This is a genomic window from Streptomyces sp. CRN 30 (assembly GCF_034105845.1).
This window is the reverse complement of sequence record NZ_JAVRHI010000173.1, coordinates 1-15887: the sequence shown is the minus strand read 5'-3', so window position 1 is coordinate 15887 and position 15887 is coordinate 1. Positions and strand designations below refer to the sequence as shown.

16 protein-coding genes and 4 pseudogenes are annotated in these 15887 nt (G+C 70.7%); 10 read left to right on the top strand and 10 right to left on the bottom strand.

Features of this window, described 5'->3' with window-relative positions:
• The first annotated feature begins 27 nt into the window (after nucleotides 1-27).
• Nucleotides 28-657 (top strand): type III effector protein, encoded by a 630-nt coding sequence (locus UW392_RS17500; protein WP_320775944.1) that lies wholly within the window; start codon nucleotides 28-30, stop codon nucleotides 655-657.
• A gap of 51 nt (nucleotides 658-708) precedes the next feature.
• Here the strand turns inward: UW392_RS17500 and UW392_RS17495 are convergent.
• Nucleotides 709-1132: pseudogene (locus UW392_RS17495) on the bottom strand (Tn3 family transposase).
• Between the two features lie 193 nt (nucleotides 1133-1325).
• Nucleotides 1326-1472 (bottom strand): annotated as a pseudogene (locus UW392_RS17490) (Tn3 family transposase); the annotation flags it as partial.
• A 346-nt stretch (nucleotides 1473-1818) separates the two neighbouring features.
• On the opposite strand from UW392_RS17490, the gene UW392_RS17480 reads away from it, so the two are divergent.
• Complete coding sequence (locus UW392_RS17480; RefSeq protein ID WP_320775943.1) at nucleotides 1819-2304, top strand: hypothetical protein; 486 nt, start codon at nucleotides 1819-1821, stop codon at nucleotides 2302-2304.
• Here the strand turns inward: UW392_RS17480 and UW392_RS17475 are convergent.
• Together UW392_RS17475 and UW392_RS17470 are read right to left on the bottom strand one after the other, a co-directional pair.
• Nucleotides 2292-2597, bottom strand: coding sequence for a hypothetical protein (locus UW392_RS17475; RefSeq protein ID WP_320775942.1), 306 nt, complete (start codon nucleotides 2595-2597; stop codon nucleotides 2292-2294). The genes UW392_RS17480 and UW392_RS17475 overlap by 13 nt on opposite strands.
• A gap of 19 nt (nucleotides 2598-2616) precedes the next feature.
• Complete coding sequence (locus tag UW392_RS17470) at nucleotides 2617-2976, bottom strand: aldehyde dehydrogenase family protein (protein ID WP_320775969.1); 360 nt, start codon at nucleotides 2974-2976, stop codon at nucleotides 2617-2619.
• 164 nt (nucleotides 2977-3140) lie between these two features.
• On the opposite strand from UW392_RS17470, the gene UW392_RS17465 reads away from it, so the two are divergent.
• On the top strand, nucleotides 3141-4736 hold the full coding sequence (locus UW392_RS17465; protein ID WP_320775941.1) for a PucR family transcriptional regulator: 1596 nt from the start codon (nucleotides 3141-3143) through the stop codon (nucleotides 4734-4736).
• A 60-nt stretch (nucleotides 4737-4796) separates the two neighbouring features.
• On the opposite strand, the gene UW392_RS17460 is transcribed toward UW392_RS17465, so the two are convergent.
• The gene (locus UW392_RS17460; RefSeq protein WP_320775940.1) at nucleotides 4797-6092 is read right to left on the bottom strand and encodes a citrate:proton symporter; all 1296 of its coding nucleotides are present in this window, start codon (nucleotides 6090-6092) and stop codon (nucleotides 4797-4799) included.
• A 284-nt stretch (nucleotides 6093-6376) separates the two neighbouring features.
• Nucleotides 6377-7279 (bottom strand): amidohydrolase family protein, encoded by a 903-nt coding sequence (locus UW392_RS17455; RefSeq protein WP_320775939.1) that lies wholly within the window; start codon nucleotides 7277-7279, stop codon nucleotides 6377-6379.
• A gap of 264 nt (nucleotides 7280-7543) precedes the next feature.
• Between UW392_RS17455 and UW392_RS17450 the strand changes: the two genes are divergently transcribed.
• From UW392_RS17450 to UW392_RS17425, 6 genes are all read left to right on the top strand, one after another.
• Nucleotides 7544-8902 carry a 2-hydroxycarboxylate transporter family protein gene (locus UW392_RS17450; protein WP_320775938.1) on the top strand — a complete coding sequence of 453 codons (1359 nt, stop codon included), beginning with the start codon at nucleotides 7544-7546 and terminating at the stop codon, nucleotides 8900-8902.
• 22 nt (nucleotides 8903-8924) lie between these two features.
• Nucleotides 8925-10001 (top strand): isocitrate/isopropylmalate dehydrogenase family protein, encoded by a 1077-nt coding sequence (locus UW392_RS17445; protein WP_320775937.1) that lies wholly within the window; start codon nucleotides 8925-8927, stop codon nucleotides 9999-10001.
• On the top strand, nucleotides 10001-11371 hold the full coding sequence (locus UW392_RS17440; RefSeq protein WP_320775936.1) for an NAD-dependent succinate-semialdehyde dehydrogenase: 1371 nt from the start codon (nucleotides 10001-10003) through the stop codon (nucleotides 11369-11371). The genes UW392_RS17445 and UW392_RS17440 overlap by 1 nt, the downstream gene beginning before the upstream one ends.
• A 24-nt stretch (nucleotides 11372-11395) precedes the next feature.
• On the top strand, nucleotides 11396-11845 hold the full coding sequence (locus UW392_RS17435; RefSeq protein WP_320775935.1) for a cupin domain-containing protein: 450 nt from the start codon (nucleotides 11396-11398) through the stop codon (nucleotides 11843-11845).
• A 22-nt stretch (nucleotides 11846-11867) separates the two neighbouring features.
• Entirely contained in the window at nucleotides 11868-12164 is a 297-nt protein-coding gene (locus UW392_RS17430; protein ID WP_320775934.1) for an antibiotic biosynthesis monooxygenase family protein, read from the top strand.
• Between the two features lie 62 nt (nucleotides 12165-12226).
• The gene (locus tag UW392_RS17425; protein ID WP_320775933.1) at nucleotides 12227-13144 is read left to right on the top strand and encodes a GntR family transcriptional regulator; all 918 of its coding nucleotides are present in this window, start codon (nucleotides 12227-12229) and stop codon (nucleotides 13142-13144) included.
• A gap of 28 nt (nucleotides 13145-13172) precedes the next feature.
• Here UW392_RS17425 and UW392_RS17420 read toward each other — a convergent pair.
• Nucleotides 13173-13850, bottom strand: a pseudogene (locus UW392_RS17420) (ISAzo13 family transposase); the annotation flags it as partial.
• 111 nt (nucleotides 13851-13961) lie between these two features.
• On the opposite strand from UW392_RS17420, the gene UW392_RS17415 reads away from it, so the two are divergent.
• Nucleotides 13962-14144, top strand: coding sequence for a hypothetical protein (locus UW392_RS17415; RefSeq protein ID WP_320775932.1), 183 nt, complete (start codon nucleotides 13962-13964; stop codon nucleotides 14142-14144).
• Nucleotides 14145-14285: 141 nt separating this feature from the next.
• On the opposite strand, the pseudogene UW392_RS66995 reads toward UW392_RS17415, so the two are convergent.
• The 3 genes and pseudogenes from UW392_RS66995 to UW392_RS17405 form a co-directional block, all read right to left on the bottom strand.
• Nucleotides 14286-14492, bottom strand: a pseudogene (locus tag UW392_RS66995) (transposase); the annotation flags it as partial.
• On the bottom strand, nucleotides 14473-15114 hold the full coding sequence (locus UW392_RS17410) for a DinB family protein (protein ID WP_320775931.1): 642 nt from the start codon (nucleotides 15112-15114) through the stop codon (nucleotides 14473-14475). The pseudogene UW392_RS66995 and the gene UW392_RS17410, both read right to left, overlap by 20 nt.
• 388 nt (nucleotides 15115-15502) lie before the next feature.
• Nucleotides 15503-15871 (bottom strand): MerR family transcriptional regulator, encoded by a 369-nt coding sequence (locus tag UW392_RS17405; RefSeq protein WP_320775968.1) that lies wholly within the window; start codon nucleotides 15869-15871, stop codon nucleotides 15503-15505.
• Between the last annotated feature and the right edge of the window lie 16 nt (nucleotides 15872-15887).

Sequence of the window (15887 nt, the reverse complement as noted above, 5' to 3'; positions counted from 1 at the left end):
CTCGATGACAACCCCAGGGAGGTGTCCGTGACCCCGGCCGAGCAGCCGTCCACGACCGGTACCGACGCCCACAGCCCGGCGTCGTTCCTCGCCGCCACGGCGGCTCTCAACGCCATAGACGACGCCCTGCGCGAAGCTCAACAGGAGGCTCCGAACGCTTCCGATGCCGGGCCGGGCCCGGAGCAGGCCCTGGCCTCGCTGATGCTGCTGCGGCAGGTCCGGGAGCAGCTCGCCGGATGGGAAACCGGCCTGATCGAAACCGCCCGCGACGCGGGCGCCAGCTGGGCCGACCTCGCCCCGCCCCTCGGCGTCGCCAGCCGCCAGGCCGCCGAGCGCCGCTACCTACGCGGTCGCCCCGGCCCGGTGGGGAGCACCGGCGAACAGCGAGTGACGGCCACCCGGCAGGCCCGCGCCGCCGAACGCACCACCGCCGCCTGGGCCCGCCGCAACGCGGCCGACCTGCGCCGCCTCGCCGGCCAGATCACCACCCTCACCGACCTTCCCCCCGCCGCCCGCCGCTCGCTCAGCGAGCTTCACGCGGCCCTCGCCCACGACGATCCCGCCGACCTCATCGCCCCCCTGACCGCCGCCCGGCCCCACCTGGCCGCCGCCCACCCCGACCTCGCCGCCCGGCTCGACACGCTCACAGCCCCGTAGTGCGGGGTCAACGGTCCAGCCGCCCGCCGACGACGCCGGGCCTGTTGGTCTTCAGGACGCCGACCCGGCCGCCCCGGCCGCCGCCGACCGTGCGGTTTCCGCCTCGGGCGGGGTGCGGGGGCCCGGCAGCGTGGCCACCGCGGCGGCGAGGTCGAGGTGGGAGTTCATGTCCAGCTCGAACCGGCCGCAGGCGTTCACGTGCGTCCAGAACAGCGGGGACAGGGCCCGCAGGTCGGCGTCGGTGAGCCGCTTCTGACACTTCTCCTCGCTCAGGATGTCCTGGAGGAGCAGGGTGTTGACGTGCACCAGCGTGGACTGGAGCAGGTGCAGGGCGAGCATGGAGACCTCCTGGGACTCCTTGTCGGAGCCGGTCAGGTCGCCGTCCTTGCCGGTGCTCGGGTCCACCGCGGGTGAAGCGGCGCAGGACCTGCTCGGCCTCGGCGGTGCCCAGGCGCAGGGCGGTGGTGTACTTCACGATCTGGTCGTACTGCTGGCGGATCAGGTTTCAGTCGATCGTCTTGGCCGACAGCACCGGCGCCAGGTCCGGCCACTTCTCGTCCTCTCCTGCCGTCGGTCGGTACAGCCGCGCGGAGCCGACGTTCTCCAGGGCGGGGCAGCAGGTTGGAGCCGAGCATGTGGGCGAGGGCGAACCCGACGATGGAGGAGCCGTGCGTGGCGGTGTACTGCCGGTCGATCTCCACGTCCGTGCAGTGCCGCAGCACGCCCTCGATCATCGCGGCAGCCTCGGAGGCCGAGCCGGACTTGAGCTGGCTGTAGACGCACAACGACTTCTTCTCGACATGCCAGTAGATCATCACCCCGGGGCCGCGGTACCGCTGGTGTCATTCGGTCATGAAGTTCGAGCTCCAGGAGCCGAACTTCTTGGAGTCGCTCGCGCAGGCGGTGCCCTCGCCCCACCACGCGGGATCGCGGGCGGCGAAGGTGGGTTGACCAGTCGCACCAGCGCCGCGCGCAGGTTGGTCCGGTTGACGAACAGGTGCCGCACCCGCCGCAGTACGGCCTCGCTCTCGCCGTGCTTGCCGGTGACAGCGACCCGCTTGATGCCCATGTTCGTACCCAGTGCGAACAGCACCAGCAGCCGGCGCCGCAGCACCGCCTTCGGTACCGGCCCAGCGGCAAGACCTTGATCCACGGCTCGCCGTGCCGGCGGACGATGTCCATGCCGCCCGTGGTGCCCGGTTCCAGCGCCGTGTCGAAGCGGGCCAGGACCTCGCGCAGCCGCTTCTCCGGGGCCTCGATGAACTTCTCCGGGTCCTGCGGCCGGCGCATCGCGGCGTGGTGCACATCGCGGTTGTCCTCGAAGTCCGGTGGCAGATCGTCCTGCGGGTTCTGCCACCGGTTCGCGCCCGGCACCCAGATCTCCCGCCGCCGCAGCGCGTCCCGCAGCGCCACGAGCACGCACAGCTCGTACGGGATGCGCTCGACCCGGCCGCGCTCGTCCACCACGGCCTTGCGCCACTCCTCGCGCACCAAGCCCGCCAGCGGGATCTTCTCCGCCTTGTCGAAGGACGCGCCCTCCTTGGCGATGGGCTGGTCCAGATACCGCTTGAGCAGGTCGATGGCGTTCATCACCGGCCGGTAGGCGGTGTTGTTGCACTTCAGCTCCAGGGCGTTCAGCAGCGGTGAGAGCATCCGCCGCCAGTGATTGGAGTAGACGAGCGCAGCACCGTACGTACCCGGGCCCGGTAGCGTGCCTCGTTCGCCGCGGCCTCCGCGGCGAGGGCCTTCAGGGTGGACTTCCCGGCCACCGGACAGATCACCTTGCGGACCGTGCCGCCCGGCTCGGCGACCCCCGCCTCCGCCAGCAGCAGGATGCCCTCCTTGCCGCGGACTCGCTTGAGCTCCTTGTTGAACTCGCCCTCGACCTTCTTCTCCGCCCGCGTGTTGATCTTCTGCACGAGCTGGATGAACAGCTCCACCAGCGAGTCGGTGATTCCATCAGGTGAGGTGCGGGATGCCGCAGGCGAACTCCACCACCTCCTGCCCGCGGGCGACCTCGCCCAGCGCGTCGGACAGCACCTTGCCGTGCTCGACGGTGATGATCGCGGCGAGTTCGTCCTTGCGCTCGTTGAGCAGCTCACGGAAGCGGAAGACCGTCGCCACGCGTTTGGCCAGCGACGTGTCGCGCCAGACCGGGAACGCGGCGGCAGCCGAGTCGAGCACCGCGCGTGCGTCCGCAACATGGGCCAGTGCCACTTCGCGGGTCACCGCACCGGTGGCCGGATTGGTCACCGCGACCGCACGGCCGCTGCGGCCGGCGAAAGCCTTGTTGTCGACCCAATGACCGACGCGCCGCAGATCGCTGATCGGTCATCGCTGCCACCTGTTTCGTCGCCCGCCGGCCGCCGGTACGGCACATCCGCCGGGAAGGTTCGTTGTCCGGCGCCAACCTGCCAGGCGACCCGCCGACAGTCTGTCCGGTGCGAGTACGACACGTTTACGATGTGTCGGTGTAGCCGACCGTGCGGGACATCCTTCAACTGTCAGCCCTGGCCAAAGGGCGCCCTCGGGTCATCGGCGGCCACGACCACCTCGACCGTCCGGTGCGCTGGGTGCACGTCAGCGACCTCGCCGACCTCACGGACCTGCTGGCGGGCGGGGTACTGGTCCTGACCACCGGCCTTCCCCTGGCAGGCGACGCCCGGCAGACCGAGACCTACCTCGACATGCTGGTCGGACAGGACGTGGCCGGACTCGTCATCGAACTCGGCACCCACCTCAAGACACCGCCCGAACACCTGACGGCGGTGTTCACCCGCTTCCTGCCGCTGCCCGTCGTCACGCTGTCGGTCAGGACCCGTTTCGTCGAGGTCACCCAGCAGGTGCACCGCCTCATCGTGGCGGACCAGTACGCCCAGGTGGAGTTCGCCCGCACCATCCACGAGGTCTTCACCTCGTTGAACATCGCCCGGGCCTCGACCGTGGACATCGTCACCCGCGCGGTACACACCTTGGGTGCCCCCCTGGTACTGGAGGACGTCGGCCGGCACGTGCAGGCCTTCTGCTCACCGGACATCCCGACCGCCGAACTCCTGCACCAGTGGAGCGAACGCTCACGCCTGCACGACACCTCGTGGTCGGCGGTACCGGTGGGCATCGGCTCCGAACAGTGGGGCCGACTCGTCCTGCCCGGACCGGTACCGGACGATTCCCGTGCCCGCATGGTCCTCGAACGCGCCGCACACTCCCTCCAACTGCACCGGATGATTCAACAGGAGCACGACACCCTCATGGTCCGGGCGCTCGGCGGCCTCTTCGACGACCTGCTGAGCGGCCGGATCAGCGACGAGAACGAGGCCGTCGCCCGGTCCACGGCGCCCCGACTGACCGCCGGCCGCCGTTACGCCGCCCTGTCCGTCCGCGTCCTGTCCTCGGGGGCCGACGCACTGGCCCAAGGAGAGGCCGACCGGCGCATCCTGGCCGCCGTCCGCCAGGCGGTGGCCACCGCCGGTGAGAGGGCCATCGTGTCCATCCGCCGTGAGGGGACCGTCTCGACGGTCCTCTCGTGCCCGCCGCACGGCAGCGACCGGGTGCTCGCCGCCGTGAGCAGGGCTCTGCGCGAGCGACTGACCGGGCGGGCCGGCACGGACGGCTGGGTGGCCGGCACCGCGCCCACCGCCACCGGGCTCATCGAGGCCGCGTCCCGGCTCGCCGAGGCGGAACACCTGGCGGAAGTCGGCCTGACCATGCCGGAGGCGAACCGGCTGTACCGGTCGGCAGACGTGCGGCTGAGGGGACTTGTCGCCCTGCTGCGGGACGACCACCGGCTGCAGAGGTTCGCCGAGACCGAACTGGGACCCCTCCTCGACCACGACGCCCGCACCGGCGACGACCTCCTCGGCCTTCTGCGCACCCACCTTGACTGCGGCGGCTCCAAGACCCACACGGCACGCCTGGCCGGACTGAGCCGCCCCACCCTCTACAGCCGGCTGCGCACCGTCGAACGCGTCCTGTCCGTCTCCTTGGACTCCGCCGAGTCCCGCACGGCCCTCCACACGGCTCTCATGATCACTGACGCCCGCAGGCTCGACCTCGACCCTGACCCAAGACGGTCATGACGCCTCCGGGTGCGTCACCGGCCGTGGCACCCGGCGGTCGGGGTGCCACGGCCGCGCGCGTCAGGCGACCGTGATGGCGCCGGTCAGCACCGCGAACGCGATGTACGCCAGGGAGACGGGCACGCCCCAGCGCAGCGCCGTCTTCTGGAAGTCGCCGAGGTCCGCCTTGACCAGGCCCAGCAGCACCCACAGCGGGGCCGAGGTGGGACCCATGCTGTGCAGGATCTGCCCGATGGCACCGGCTCGGGCGATCTCGGTGGCGTCGATGCCGTAGTGGCTCGCGGACTCGGCCAGCACCGGGACGACGCCGAACCAGTAGGCGTCGTTGGACATGAAGAAGCCGAGCGGCAGCGCGAGGACCGCGGTGAACAGGGGTACGAGACTGCCCCAGCCCTCCGGGACGATCGAGAGGGCCGCGTCCGCCATCGCCTTGATCATTCCCGCGTCGGTCATGATGCCGGTGAAGACGCCGGCGGCCAGGACCAGGATCATGACCGGGACCGCGTTGGCGGCCTGCCGCCTGATGAGCTCCTGCTGGTCGCCGATGGCCCGGACGTTGACGAGCAGGGCGATGACGAACGCCACCATGAAGAGCACCACCAGATCCGCGACCTCCATGATGAGGAGCACCATGAGCAGTACGGTGAGGGCCGCGTTGAACCACAGGCGCCAGGTGACCTGGACGACGGGTACGGCCTCGCCCGAAGCGATCTCCAGCCGGTAGGCGGCCAGTGTCTGCGCGTCGATGCGCCGGCGTTCGCGCAGGCCGAGCCAGTAGGCGACGGCGACGATGGTGAGACTCGTCAGCGCCATCGGGCCGATCATGTGGACGAAGTAGTCACCGGCGTCGAGGTGCAGGGCGCTGATGCCGCGGGTGGCGGCGCCGCCCCAGGGGGTGGTGCCGGAGATGGTGCCCAGCGCCATGGTGGCGAGCGCGGCGAGGATCAGCGGGTTCATGCCGAGGCGCCGGTAGATCGGCAGGAACGCCGAACAGACGATCATGTAGCTGGTGGTGCCGTCACCGTCCAGGGCGACCAGGAGGGAGAGCGCGGCGGTACCGACGACGATCCGCATCGGGTCGCCCTCGGAGGCGCGGATGATCCAGGCCGATATCGGGTCGAAGAGCTTGGCCTCCATCATGAGGCCGAAGTAGAGGACCGCGAACAGCAGCAGGGCCGCGGTCGCCGCCACGGTGTCCAGTCCGTTCATGATCATCTCGCCGAGTGCGGCGCCCTTGCCCGCGATCACGGCGGCGACGATCGGGGTGAGCATGATGGCGGTGAACGCGGAGAGGTGCTTCCGCATCACGAGCAGCATGAAGCTGCCCAGCGTGGCGAAGCCGAGGACGGCGAGCATCGTTGCTCCTTGGGGCAGGGTGCGGCCGCCGCCGAAGGGGCGGCCCTGTTGCGTTCAGCGGTGGGTGGACACACGCCCGGACAGGGCCGCGGGTAGACGCGGCCCCCGGAGCGAGAAACGACGTGGCGGGCCCGAGAGCGGGGCCGATGACAGACCCGAGGGGCGCTCGGGAGTCTCGCCGGGGCGTGCCCGATGACCAGGAACTGGTGTACCGGTTGGCCGGTAGGAAACTAGAGACCGCGCTGATCGTCAAGAGCGGAGGCGGCAACGATCGTCTCCCGTGCTCACCAGCCGTAGAGTTCCGCCGGGTTCTCCACCAGAACCCGGCGCAGCCCGTCCGGGTCGAGAAATCCGGCGAAGCGGGACAGGGAGAGGCCGTCGTCGACGGTGAGATACGGCTGGAGCCGGTCGGGGTGGCGGGTGGCGGGGGAGCCGCCGGTGTGCGGCCAGTCCGAGCCCCACAGGGCCCGGTCGGCGCGAGCGTCCAAAAGGTCGGTCAGGAGCTCGGCCAGGGCGTCGTAGTCCCCGCCGGCCGTCACGCGGTAGGGCGCGGACAACTTCACCCATACCCGCCCGGTCGCCAGCAGCCGCAGAATCCGCGCCGGTGTCTCGGCACCGGTACCGGCCCGGTGGCCGGCGAAGTGGTCGAGCACCACAGGGACGGGGAGCCGGGGGAGCAGATCCTCGAAGGCCGCCAGGGCGGCGGCGTCCAGGTGCAGGTCGAGGTGCCAGTCCAGCGGGGCTATCGCCCTGGCCGTCGCGTCGATGCGCTCGCGCGCTCGCGCCAGGTCGTTGGCGGCGCGCGCGCCGAGGTTGACGCGGACTCCGCGGACCCCGGCCCGGTCCAGTGCCCGCAGCTCGTCCGGCGCGGTGCCGGGAGTGATCACCACGATGCCGCGCGCCGCGTCGCCGAGGACCTGCAAGCCGGCCAGCAGGCGGGTGTTGTCGGTGCCGTACGGGCTGGGCTGGACCAGCACGGTGCGGGTGATGCCCAGGTGCCGGTGGAGTGCGCGCAGGTCGGCGGGGAGCGCGTCGGGCGGGAGGTAACCGCGGTCGGGTGCGTACGGATAGCGGTCGGCCGGCCCGAAGAGGTGCACATGCGTGTCGCAGGCGCCATCCGCGAGCGCGGGGCTCGGGCTGTGCCGGGTGTCGAGGACCTGGACGGCGCGGGATTCGGGTACGGGCATACGGACCTCTGGGGGGGGATCAGAGGGAAGCGAGGGGCGGACATGCCGCGCTCGGACGGTACCCCTGACAACATCTTGGTACAACACTCTTCCGAAAGACCAAGCAATGTGCTTAACGTATCCCCAGCGGTGACGTGCCGGGGCGCGGCGCGACCACCGTCCGCTCCGGCGGGCACCTGCCACGCACGGTCCGGGACGACCGCCCCGTGTTGCCGGTGAGCAGCATCCGCCACTTCCCTCTGAGCCGCCTATGAGGACGTCCCCATGTCCGACCTCGCAACGCCCGCCGCCGCCTCAGCCGAGACCGCGGCGGACCACCGGCCCCCCAACTGGTGGGACCGGTGCATGGACTTCGACATCGGCATCGTGCCGCTGCCGGTGTTCGTCGCACTTGCCGCGCTGATCGCCGCTCTCTCCGCCACCCACCACATCAGCGGGGAACTCGCCGTGGTGATCGGCATCATGGCGCTCTTCGCCTTCGCACTTGCCGAGGTGGGCAAGCGACTTCCCGTCCTGCGGACCATCGGCGGTGCCGCGGTCTTCGTGACGCTCGTGCCGTCCTTCCTGGCGTACCAAGGGCTCATCCCGCAGGCGGCCCTCGACTCGATCGGCACCTTCTTCGACGACACCAAGGTGCTGAGCCTGTTCATCGCCTTCGTCATCGTCGGCTCCATCATGAGCATGGACCGCACGGTGCTGGTCCGCGGCTTCGCCCGGATCTTCGTACCGCTGCTCGCGGGCAGCGCGGCCGCGCTCGTGGTGGGAACGGCTGTCGGCACGGCCACCGGGCTCGGCCTCAAGCACACCCTCTTCTTCGTCGTCGTACCGATCATGGCCGGCGGCGTGGGCGAGGGCGCCATCCCGCTGACCATCGGCTACGCGGGCATCCTCGGCGCCACGCAGGGCGAACTGCTCGCCCGGGTGCTGCCGGCCATCTTCGTCGGCAACCTCACCGCGATCCTCCTGGCCGGCCTGCTGGGCCTGGTGTGCCGCAAGCGTCCGGACCTCACCGGCAACGGCCGACTGGACGCCGGCGACGGCCCCGACCTGCTCGAAGCCGCCGAGAGCGGGTCCGGCGCCCGCACCGCGGTGACCGCGCAGCAGGTCGCGGCATCCGGCATCACCGCCGTCACCCTGTACCTGGCCGGTGTGCTCGCCCACGGCCTCCTCGGCTGGCCGGCCCCGGTCGTCATGCTGGTCCTCGCCGTGGCTCTCAAGCTCGCCCACGGGATCACCCCCCGCCTCCAGCACGGCTCGCGGTTCGTCTACGACTTCTGCCTGGCCGCCATGGCCTTTCCGATGCTGTTCACCTTCAGCGCCACCCAGACCCCGTGGCAGACGCTGGTCGAGGGTTTCTCCCCGGCGCCCCTGCTCACCTGTGTCCTCACGGTGTGCGCGATGGTCAGCACCGGATTCCTCGTCGCCCGCCGCGTCGGACTGCACCCCGCCGAGACCGCCCTGGTCACCGCGACGCACAGTGGCATGGGCGGCGCGGGCGACATCGCCATCCTCACCGCGGCCGACCGCATGCGCCTGATGCCGTTCGCGCAGATCGCCACCCGCATCGGCGGCGGCCTCACCGTCACTGTGGCCCTGGTGGCCGCGCACACCTTCGGACTGTGAACACCCCCACGAAAGGCACCCCGTGAACATCCTCGTCCTGCCCGGCGACGGCATCGGCCCCGAGATCACCGCGGCCACCCTGGACGTGCTCGCCGCCGCCGACAAGAAGCTCGGCCTGGACCTGACGTACGACACCCACGACATCGGGTTCGCCGCCCTCGCCGCGTCCGGCTCGACCCTCCCCGACGCCGTACTGGACCGCGTCCCGCAGGCCGACGGCGTACTCCTCGGCCCGGTCTCCCACCTCGACTACCCGCCCCGCGCCGAGGGCGGCGTCAACCCCTCGGCCGAACTGCGCACCCGCTTCAAGCTGTACGCCAACATCCGTCCCTGCCGCTCCCACCCCGACCTGAGCATCCTGCGCGAGCCGATGGACCTGGTCATCGTCCGGGAGAACACCGAGGGCTTCTACTCGGACCGCAACATGTTCGCGGGCGCGGGTGAGTTCATGCCCGACGAGGACTCGGCGTTCTCGATCCGCAAGGTCACCGCGACCGCCAGCGAGCGCGTCGCCCGGACCGCCTTCGAACTGGCCCGCGCCCGCCGCAAGAAGGTGACGGCCGTCCACAAGGCCAACGTGGTCAAGCTGTCGGACGGCCTGTTCCTGCGCGAGGTGCGCAAGGTGGCCGCCGACTTCCCCGACGTCGAACTCGAAGAGCTGATCGTGGACGCCACCGCCGCGCTGCTCATCCGCAGCCCGCGCCGCTTCGACGTCATCGTCACCACCAACATGTTCGGCGACATCCTCTCCGACGAGGCCTCCGAACTCTCCGGCAGCCTCGGCCTCGGCGGCTCCGTCAACGCCTCCGACACCCTGTGCGTGGCCCAGGCCCAGCACGGCTCCGCCCCCGACATCGCCGGACAGGGCGTCGCCAACCCCACCTCCCTCGTCCTGTCCGCCGCGATGCTCCTGGACTGGCGCGGCCGGCGCGACGGCGACGACCGCCTCCAGGGTGCAGCCGCCCTGATCACCAGCGCCGTCAACGCGGTACTGGACAATCCCGCCACCCGGACCCGTGACATCGGCGGCACCCTGGGCACCGCCGACTTCGCCGCCGAGATCCGCCGCACCATCGAGCACACCGAGGTAACCGCCTGATGATCGTCTCCACCGACCCGGCCACCGGCACCGAACTCGCCCGCTACGCCCCGCAGTCCGCCGAGGAGGTCGACGGCATACTCGACGCGGTGGCCGGTGCCCAGGCCGCCTGGCGCCGCCGCGACATCACCGACCGCGTGCCGCTGCTGCGGGAGATGGCCCGAGTCCTGCGCGAGGGCAAGGACCACTACGCCGCCCTCATCACCGCCGAGATGGGCAAGCCGGTCACCGAGGCGCGCGCCGAGATCGAGAAGTGCGCGACCACCTGCGACTACTACGCCGAGCACGCCCCGGCCCAGCTCGCGGACCGGCCCGTGGCCTCGAACGCCGCCGAGAGCGCCGTCGTCCACGACCCGCTCGGCGTCGTCCTCGCCGTGATGCCGTGGAACTACCCGTTCTGGCAGTTCTTCCGCTTCGCCGCCCCGGCCCTCGCGGCCGGCAACGGCACACTGCTCAAGCACGCCAACAACGTGCCGCAGTGCGCCCTCGCCGTCGAGGAGGTCGTCCGCAAGGCCGGCGCCCCCGAGGGCCTGTGCCGAACCCTGCTGATCGAGGTCGACCAGGTCGCCGGGCTCATCGCCGACCCGCGCGTCGCGGCGGTCACCCTCACCGGTTCCACCGAGGTCGGCGCGATCGTCGCCGCCCAGGCCGCCGCCGTGCTGAAGAAGCAGGTTCTCGAACTCGGCGGCTCCGACCCGTTCATCGTGCTGGCGGACGCGGACATCGCGACCGCCGCCGCCACCGCTGTCAAGGCCCGGTACACCAACGCCGGCCAGTCCTGCGTCAACGCCAAGCGGTTCATCGTTCAGGAGGCGGTGGCCGACGATTTCGTGGCCGCGTTCACGGCTGCCGCCGCCCGGTTGAAGGTCGGTGACCCGACCGAACCCGACACCGCGATCGGCCCGATGGCCCGCGCCAACCTCCGTGACACCCTGCACGACCAGGTCCGCCGCACCGTCGACGCCGGTGCCGTACTCGTCCTGGGCGGTGAGGTTCCGGACGGGCCCGGCTGCTACTACCCGCCCACGGTCCTGGACCACGTCCGCCCGGGTATGGCCGCCTTCGACGAGGAGACCTTCGGCCCGGTCGCCGCGGTCACCCGGATCGCCGACGCCGACGAGGCGGTCGCGCTGGCCAACCGGACGGAGTACGGTCTCGGCGCCGCCCTGTGGACCACCGACCTGGACCGCGCCCGCCGCCTGACCCGCGTGATCGACGCCGGTGCCGTCTTCGTCAACGGCATGGTCGCCTCCGACCCGCGCCTGCCCTTCGGCGGCATCAAGAAGTCCGGCTACGGCCGGGAACTGGGCGCCGAGGGCATCCGCGAGTTCACCAACACCAAGACCGTCTGGATCGGCCCCGCCGCCTGACCACCCCCCCACCTGGAGAACACCGTGACCCGCGACGAACCCTGCTTCGCCCCCTTCCCGCCCGCTGTGCTGCGCCCGGCCGAGCTGACCGCCTTCAGCCGCGGCGGCGGCGCCCGCACCATCCCCCTGGTGACCAGGGCGGTCGGCGCCGAGGTCTTCCTCACCGGGCAGACCCTCTTCGAGGGCGGTGCGGGCATCGCCCTGCACACCCACAACTGCCCGGAGTCCGTCACCGTCCTCGAAGGCGACGCCATCGTGGAGATCGACGGCACCGAACACCGCGTCACCCGCTTCGACACCACCTACGTCCCCGCCGGGACGCCCCATCGGTTCCGCAACGCCTCCGCCACCGAGCCGATGCGCATCCTGTGGATCTACGCCACCGTCGACGCCACCCGCACCCTCGTCGAGACCGGTGTCACCGCCCGGGTCGACGCCGAACACGCCAAGGCCGCCGCCGCGCCCCGCGACTGACGGACGCCAGGAAGAGGCACTCATGATCACCGAAATCGCCCAGATCGAGGTCACCCCGGGCCAGGAGCAGGAGTTCGAGGCGGCCGTCGCCCAGGCCCTGCCCTACTTCCTCGCGGCCGACGGCTGTGACGGGGTCGACCTGCACCGCAGTGTCGAATACCCCTCGCGCTACCGGCTGATGGTCCGCTGGGAGACCGTCGAGCACCACACCGTCACCTTCCGCGGCTCCGCGGGCTTCGCCAAGTGGCGGGCCCTGGCCGGGCCGTACTTCGCGGCCCCGCCGCAGGTCGAACACGTAGACTCCGTCCTTGCACCATGACGTCGGCGGCCGGGACCGAACGGGTCCCCGGCCGGTCCCGGCCCACGCGGAGGCAGCAGACGATGACAGCGCCCACGGCCAGCCACGGCCCCACCCCGCTCACCCGGCGGACGGCCGCCCGCATCGTGGAGCACATCGCGGCCGACGCACTGCCCGCCGGCACCCGCCTGGTCGAACGGACCCTCGCCGAGCAACTGAAGGTCTCCCGCTCACCGGTCCGCCAGGCCCTGCGCCTGCTCGCCGAGGAGGGCGTGGTGGCCGCCGCCGAACGCGGCGGCTACACCGTCGCCCTCACCGGTCCCGCCCTGACCGAGGCGTCACCGCTGCCACCGGCCCAGGACAGCACCGAGGACATCTACCTGCGGATCGCGGCCGACCGGCTCGACGGCCGGCTTCCCGAGAAGGTCACCGAGAACGCCCTCGCCCGCCGCTACGACCTGCCGCCCGGACAGCTCGCCCACGTCCTGCGCCGCATCGCGGTGGAGGGCTGGATCGAACGGCTCCCCGGCTACGGCTGGGAGTTCCAGCCCATGCTCACCTCGATGGACGCCTACCAGGACAGCTACCGCTTCCGTCTCACCATCGAACCCGCCGCCGTCCTCGAACCAGGCTTCACCCTCGACCGCGAAGCCCTCGAAACCGTCCGCGCCCAGCAGCAGCGCCTCGTCGACGGCGAGATCCACACCATCAACAACGCACAGCTCTACGACCTCAACAGCCGCTTCCACGAGGTCGTCATGGCGTGCAGCCGCAACACCTTCTTCATCGACTCCCTGCGTCGAGTCGATCGCCTGCGCCGCCTCATCGAGTACCGCCGCTCCCTGCAACGCGACCGCGCCGCCCTGCGCTGCGCCGAGCACGTCCACCTCGCCGACCTCCTCCTGGCCGGCGAGCGGAATCGGGCGTCGGCCTACCTGCGCGAACACCTGTCATCCGTCGGCCACGAAAAAACGGCCAGCAGGTCGGAAGCGGGGAGGTGAGCCGGCGTCGGCCGAAGGCTCGACGGCAGATCCCGTATGGGATCGCCTTCCCCGGATCGGCATCGGGAAAGTCGTGGGTGCGGACCCGGACCGGATCACCTTCGCGACGCCACTCGTGGCCGGCGTTCTTGTAGTCGCCGACCAGCTCCTTCTTCTCGGTGTCGACGCTGATCACCGGGTCTCTGGCGGCTTGGAAGTCCTTGGCCTGGTCGTTGCTACAGCGGAACTGTGCATACCGGTCCGGTTGGTGGGCACCTTCGATGGTCTTGGCGTTGCCCTGGAGACTGAAGCCCTCCTCGCGCGGCACGGCAGCCACGGTGTCCGACGAGAGCCGGTGCCCCCGCCGGGTCAGCTCGGCAGCCAGGTGCCGCGTCGCCTTCGCCGTCCAGCGCAGCGGCGACATCGGATCCCCGCGTACACCCGGTTCCACCAAGGCCGGCAACGCGGGCCGACGGCCCGGATCCAGGTCCACCGCACGCTTGCGGCCCCCACCGGACCGACGCACCCGCCCCAACGGCACCTCCCCGGACTCCAGTCCTGTCACCCCACGCGACACGGCGCCCTCCCGGACTCCAGCCGCACGAGCGACGAGCCCGATGCCTCCATGGCCCAGCGACCGTGCTTCTGCTCGTATGGCCAGCCGCCGCTGCCGCTCGTCGAGATGCGGGGACAGCGTCGCGAACTTCGCGGCCAGCGCTGCCTCGATCCCCTCCGGTCTCCCCGTACCACAACAACGATCCACAGAGCCGGAAGCGACGGCTTGTTTCCCGGCAAGCCCTAACTACCCGGCCTTGGGTCAGGGCCCATCAGTTGGTGGATGGCGCTGCACCGCTGGAAGTGGAAGGACATCCGCCGACGCTTCACCGACCACAACGGACGGTGGCAAGAGCTCGCGGCGGACGGGATCGAACTGTTCGACCTCCTGACGGTGACGGTCACCCGCTACCGCTACAGAGGCAACACGATCCCCAATCCCTGGACCCGCCCCAACCACGCCTGAACGGCGGAGTCCGTGGAGAGCCCGGTACTCGGAGACGGGTACGCCGGGTTCGGCCGGCGGCACGGAGAAACGGACCGGTGGCAACACCGGCACCGCGCTCCGTGCCGACTCAACAGGTACCTTTTGGCGCGCGGTGGCGGAGGACGTGCCGAACGTCGGCGGCAGATGCCGCCAGGCACAGCCGCTGGTCAGTACGTGCACCACTGCGGAGAACACAGCCCGCTTGTCACGCGGAGCGGTCCCGCCATCTTGCGGTCGAGCCGCGAACGACGGCAGTAACGGGGCGACCAGCTCCCGAAGTTCATCAGGAACCAGACGCTTCGACAGTTCAGCACTCACGACCGGCATCATGCCGCCCGAACATCACGTCACGTGGGACAGCCTTCTCTGCCTTGACTGATGCGGCTGATCTGGCGGCCTGCTCGATCTTCGCACAGTAGGCGATGCGGGCGTCCTCATCGATCTGCGTCTTCTGTTCGGGGCGCATCCCGGTTCGTCCGTCGACAGCTTCGCGCAGGATGTCGGCGTGCCCGGCATGCCGGTTGGTCTCGCCGAGGACGTGCACCAGGATGGCGAACAGGTTCGTGTTGGCATAGGGCTCCGGCCACCACGGCACGTACCCGGGGGCATCAAGGGCAAGCTCGTCGATCGTCGCGTCTGAGTGTTCCCACGTGCGCCGGTACGACTCGATGATCTGATCGCGTGCCTCGTCCTCAGACGCCCACAGATCGCTGCCGTCGTGGTCCTGCCACCAGGGCAGCGGTTCCGGGGACGGCCGATCGAAAACCTCGCCGAAGTACCTGGCCTCGACGCTGGCCACATGTTTGATGAGGCCGAGGAGGTTGGTCCCGGTAACGGTCAAAGGCCGGCGGGCGTCGTACTCGGACAGACCGTCGAGTTTCCAGAGCAGCGCCTCGCGGTCCCGCCGCAGTCTCCCGTGCAAGCTGGTCTTCGCGAATTCATCGATCATGCGCCATGAGCCTGCCACGGGCTACTCGTGGCCTCAAGATCCCCTTCGTGGACCGCAACGACCCGCAGAGCCGAAGCCTGGCCATGGCCACCGCCCTGAGCTACTCAAGAAGCTCGCGGAACTTGCCACGTGAGACAACCTCTGACGCAGCCGGGAACGGTCCCGTGCCGGCGACCATCTTCTGCCACCGGCGAACCAGCCCCCTAACAACCAGCACCGGCCCTGCCAGAAGACTACGGCGGCGTACCGGCGCCTATAGGTAGCCATCCGGACCTGGATGACATGCCCCCTTTGAAGCAGGTTCTCAGGGCCGCCCGCATGCCACCGGTCACACCGGCCGGACCGGCCGGGGCGCTGGGGGCACGCTGAGCATCACCCGGGCGGTACGTCAGCGGGGGCAGGCCTGCCCGGCCTCTTGCGCGGAGGCCGCCAGGGCAATGGCGTCCGCGAGCCGGGCCCGGGTCTGCCGGAGGTCGGCGATCTGCCGGTCGATGCGGGCCTGTTCGGCCTTGAGCCGGTCCAGCAGTTCCGTCGTCACCTCGCTGCTCTCGATGCACGGCAGCAGCTCCACGATCGTCCTGCTGGGCAGTCCGGTGCCGTAGAGCTGCTGGATCAGCCGGACGCGGTCCACGGCGCTCTCCGGGTAGTGCCGCTGGCCGCTCGGGCTGCGCTCGGCCGACAGCAGATCCTGTTCCTCGTAGTAGCGCAGCGCCCGGGTGCTGACCCCGGCCCGCGCGGCGAGTTCCCCGATGCGCACGACGGCCTCCGTCTGG

Bases quoted from the DNA above. Each gene is read 5' to 3' on its own strand.
- UW392_RS17460 (WP_320775940.1), bottom strand. From the start codon at position 6,092: ATGCTCGCCGTCCTCGGCTTCGCCACGCTGGGCAGCTTCATGCTGCTC.
- UW392_RS17455 (WP_320775939.1), bottom strand. From the start codon at position 7,279: ATGCCCGTACCCGAATCCCGCGCCGTCCAGGTCCTCGACACCCGGCAC.
- UW392_RS17450 (WP_320775938.1), top strand. From the start codon at position 7,544: ATGTCCGACCTCGCAACGCCCGCCGCCGCCTCAGCCGAGACCGCGGCG.
- UW392_RS17440 (WP_320775936.1), top strand. From the start codon at position 10,001: ATGATCGTCTCCACCGACCCGGCCACCGGCACCGAACTCGCCCGCTAC.
- UW392_RS17430 (WP_320775934.1), top strand. From the start codon at position 11,868: ATGATCACCGAAATCGCCCAGATCGAGGTCACCCCGGGCCAGGAGCAG.
- UW392_RS17425 (WP_320775933.1), top strand. From the start codon at position 12,227: ATGACAGCGCCCACGGCCAGCCACGGCCCCACCCCGCTCACCCGGCGG.
- UW392_RS17415 (WP_320775932.1), top strand. From the start codon at position 13,962: ATGGCGCTGCACCGCTGGAAGTGGAAGGACATCCGCCGACGCTTCACC.
- UW392_RS17410 (WP_320775931.1), bottom strand. From the start codon at position 15,114: ATGATCGATGAATTCGCGAAGACCAGCTTGCACGGGAGACTGCGGCGG.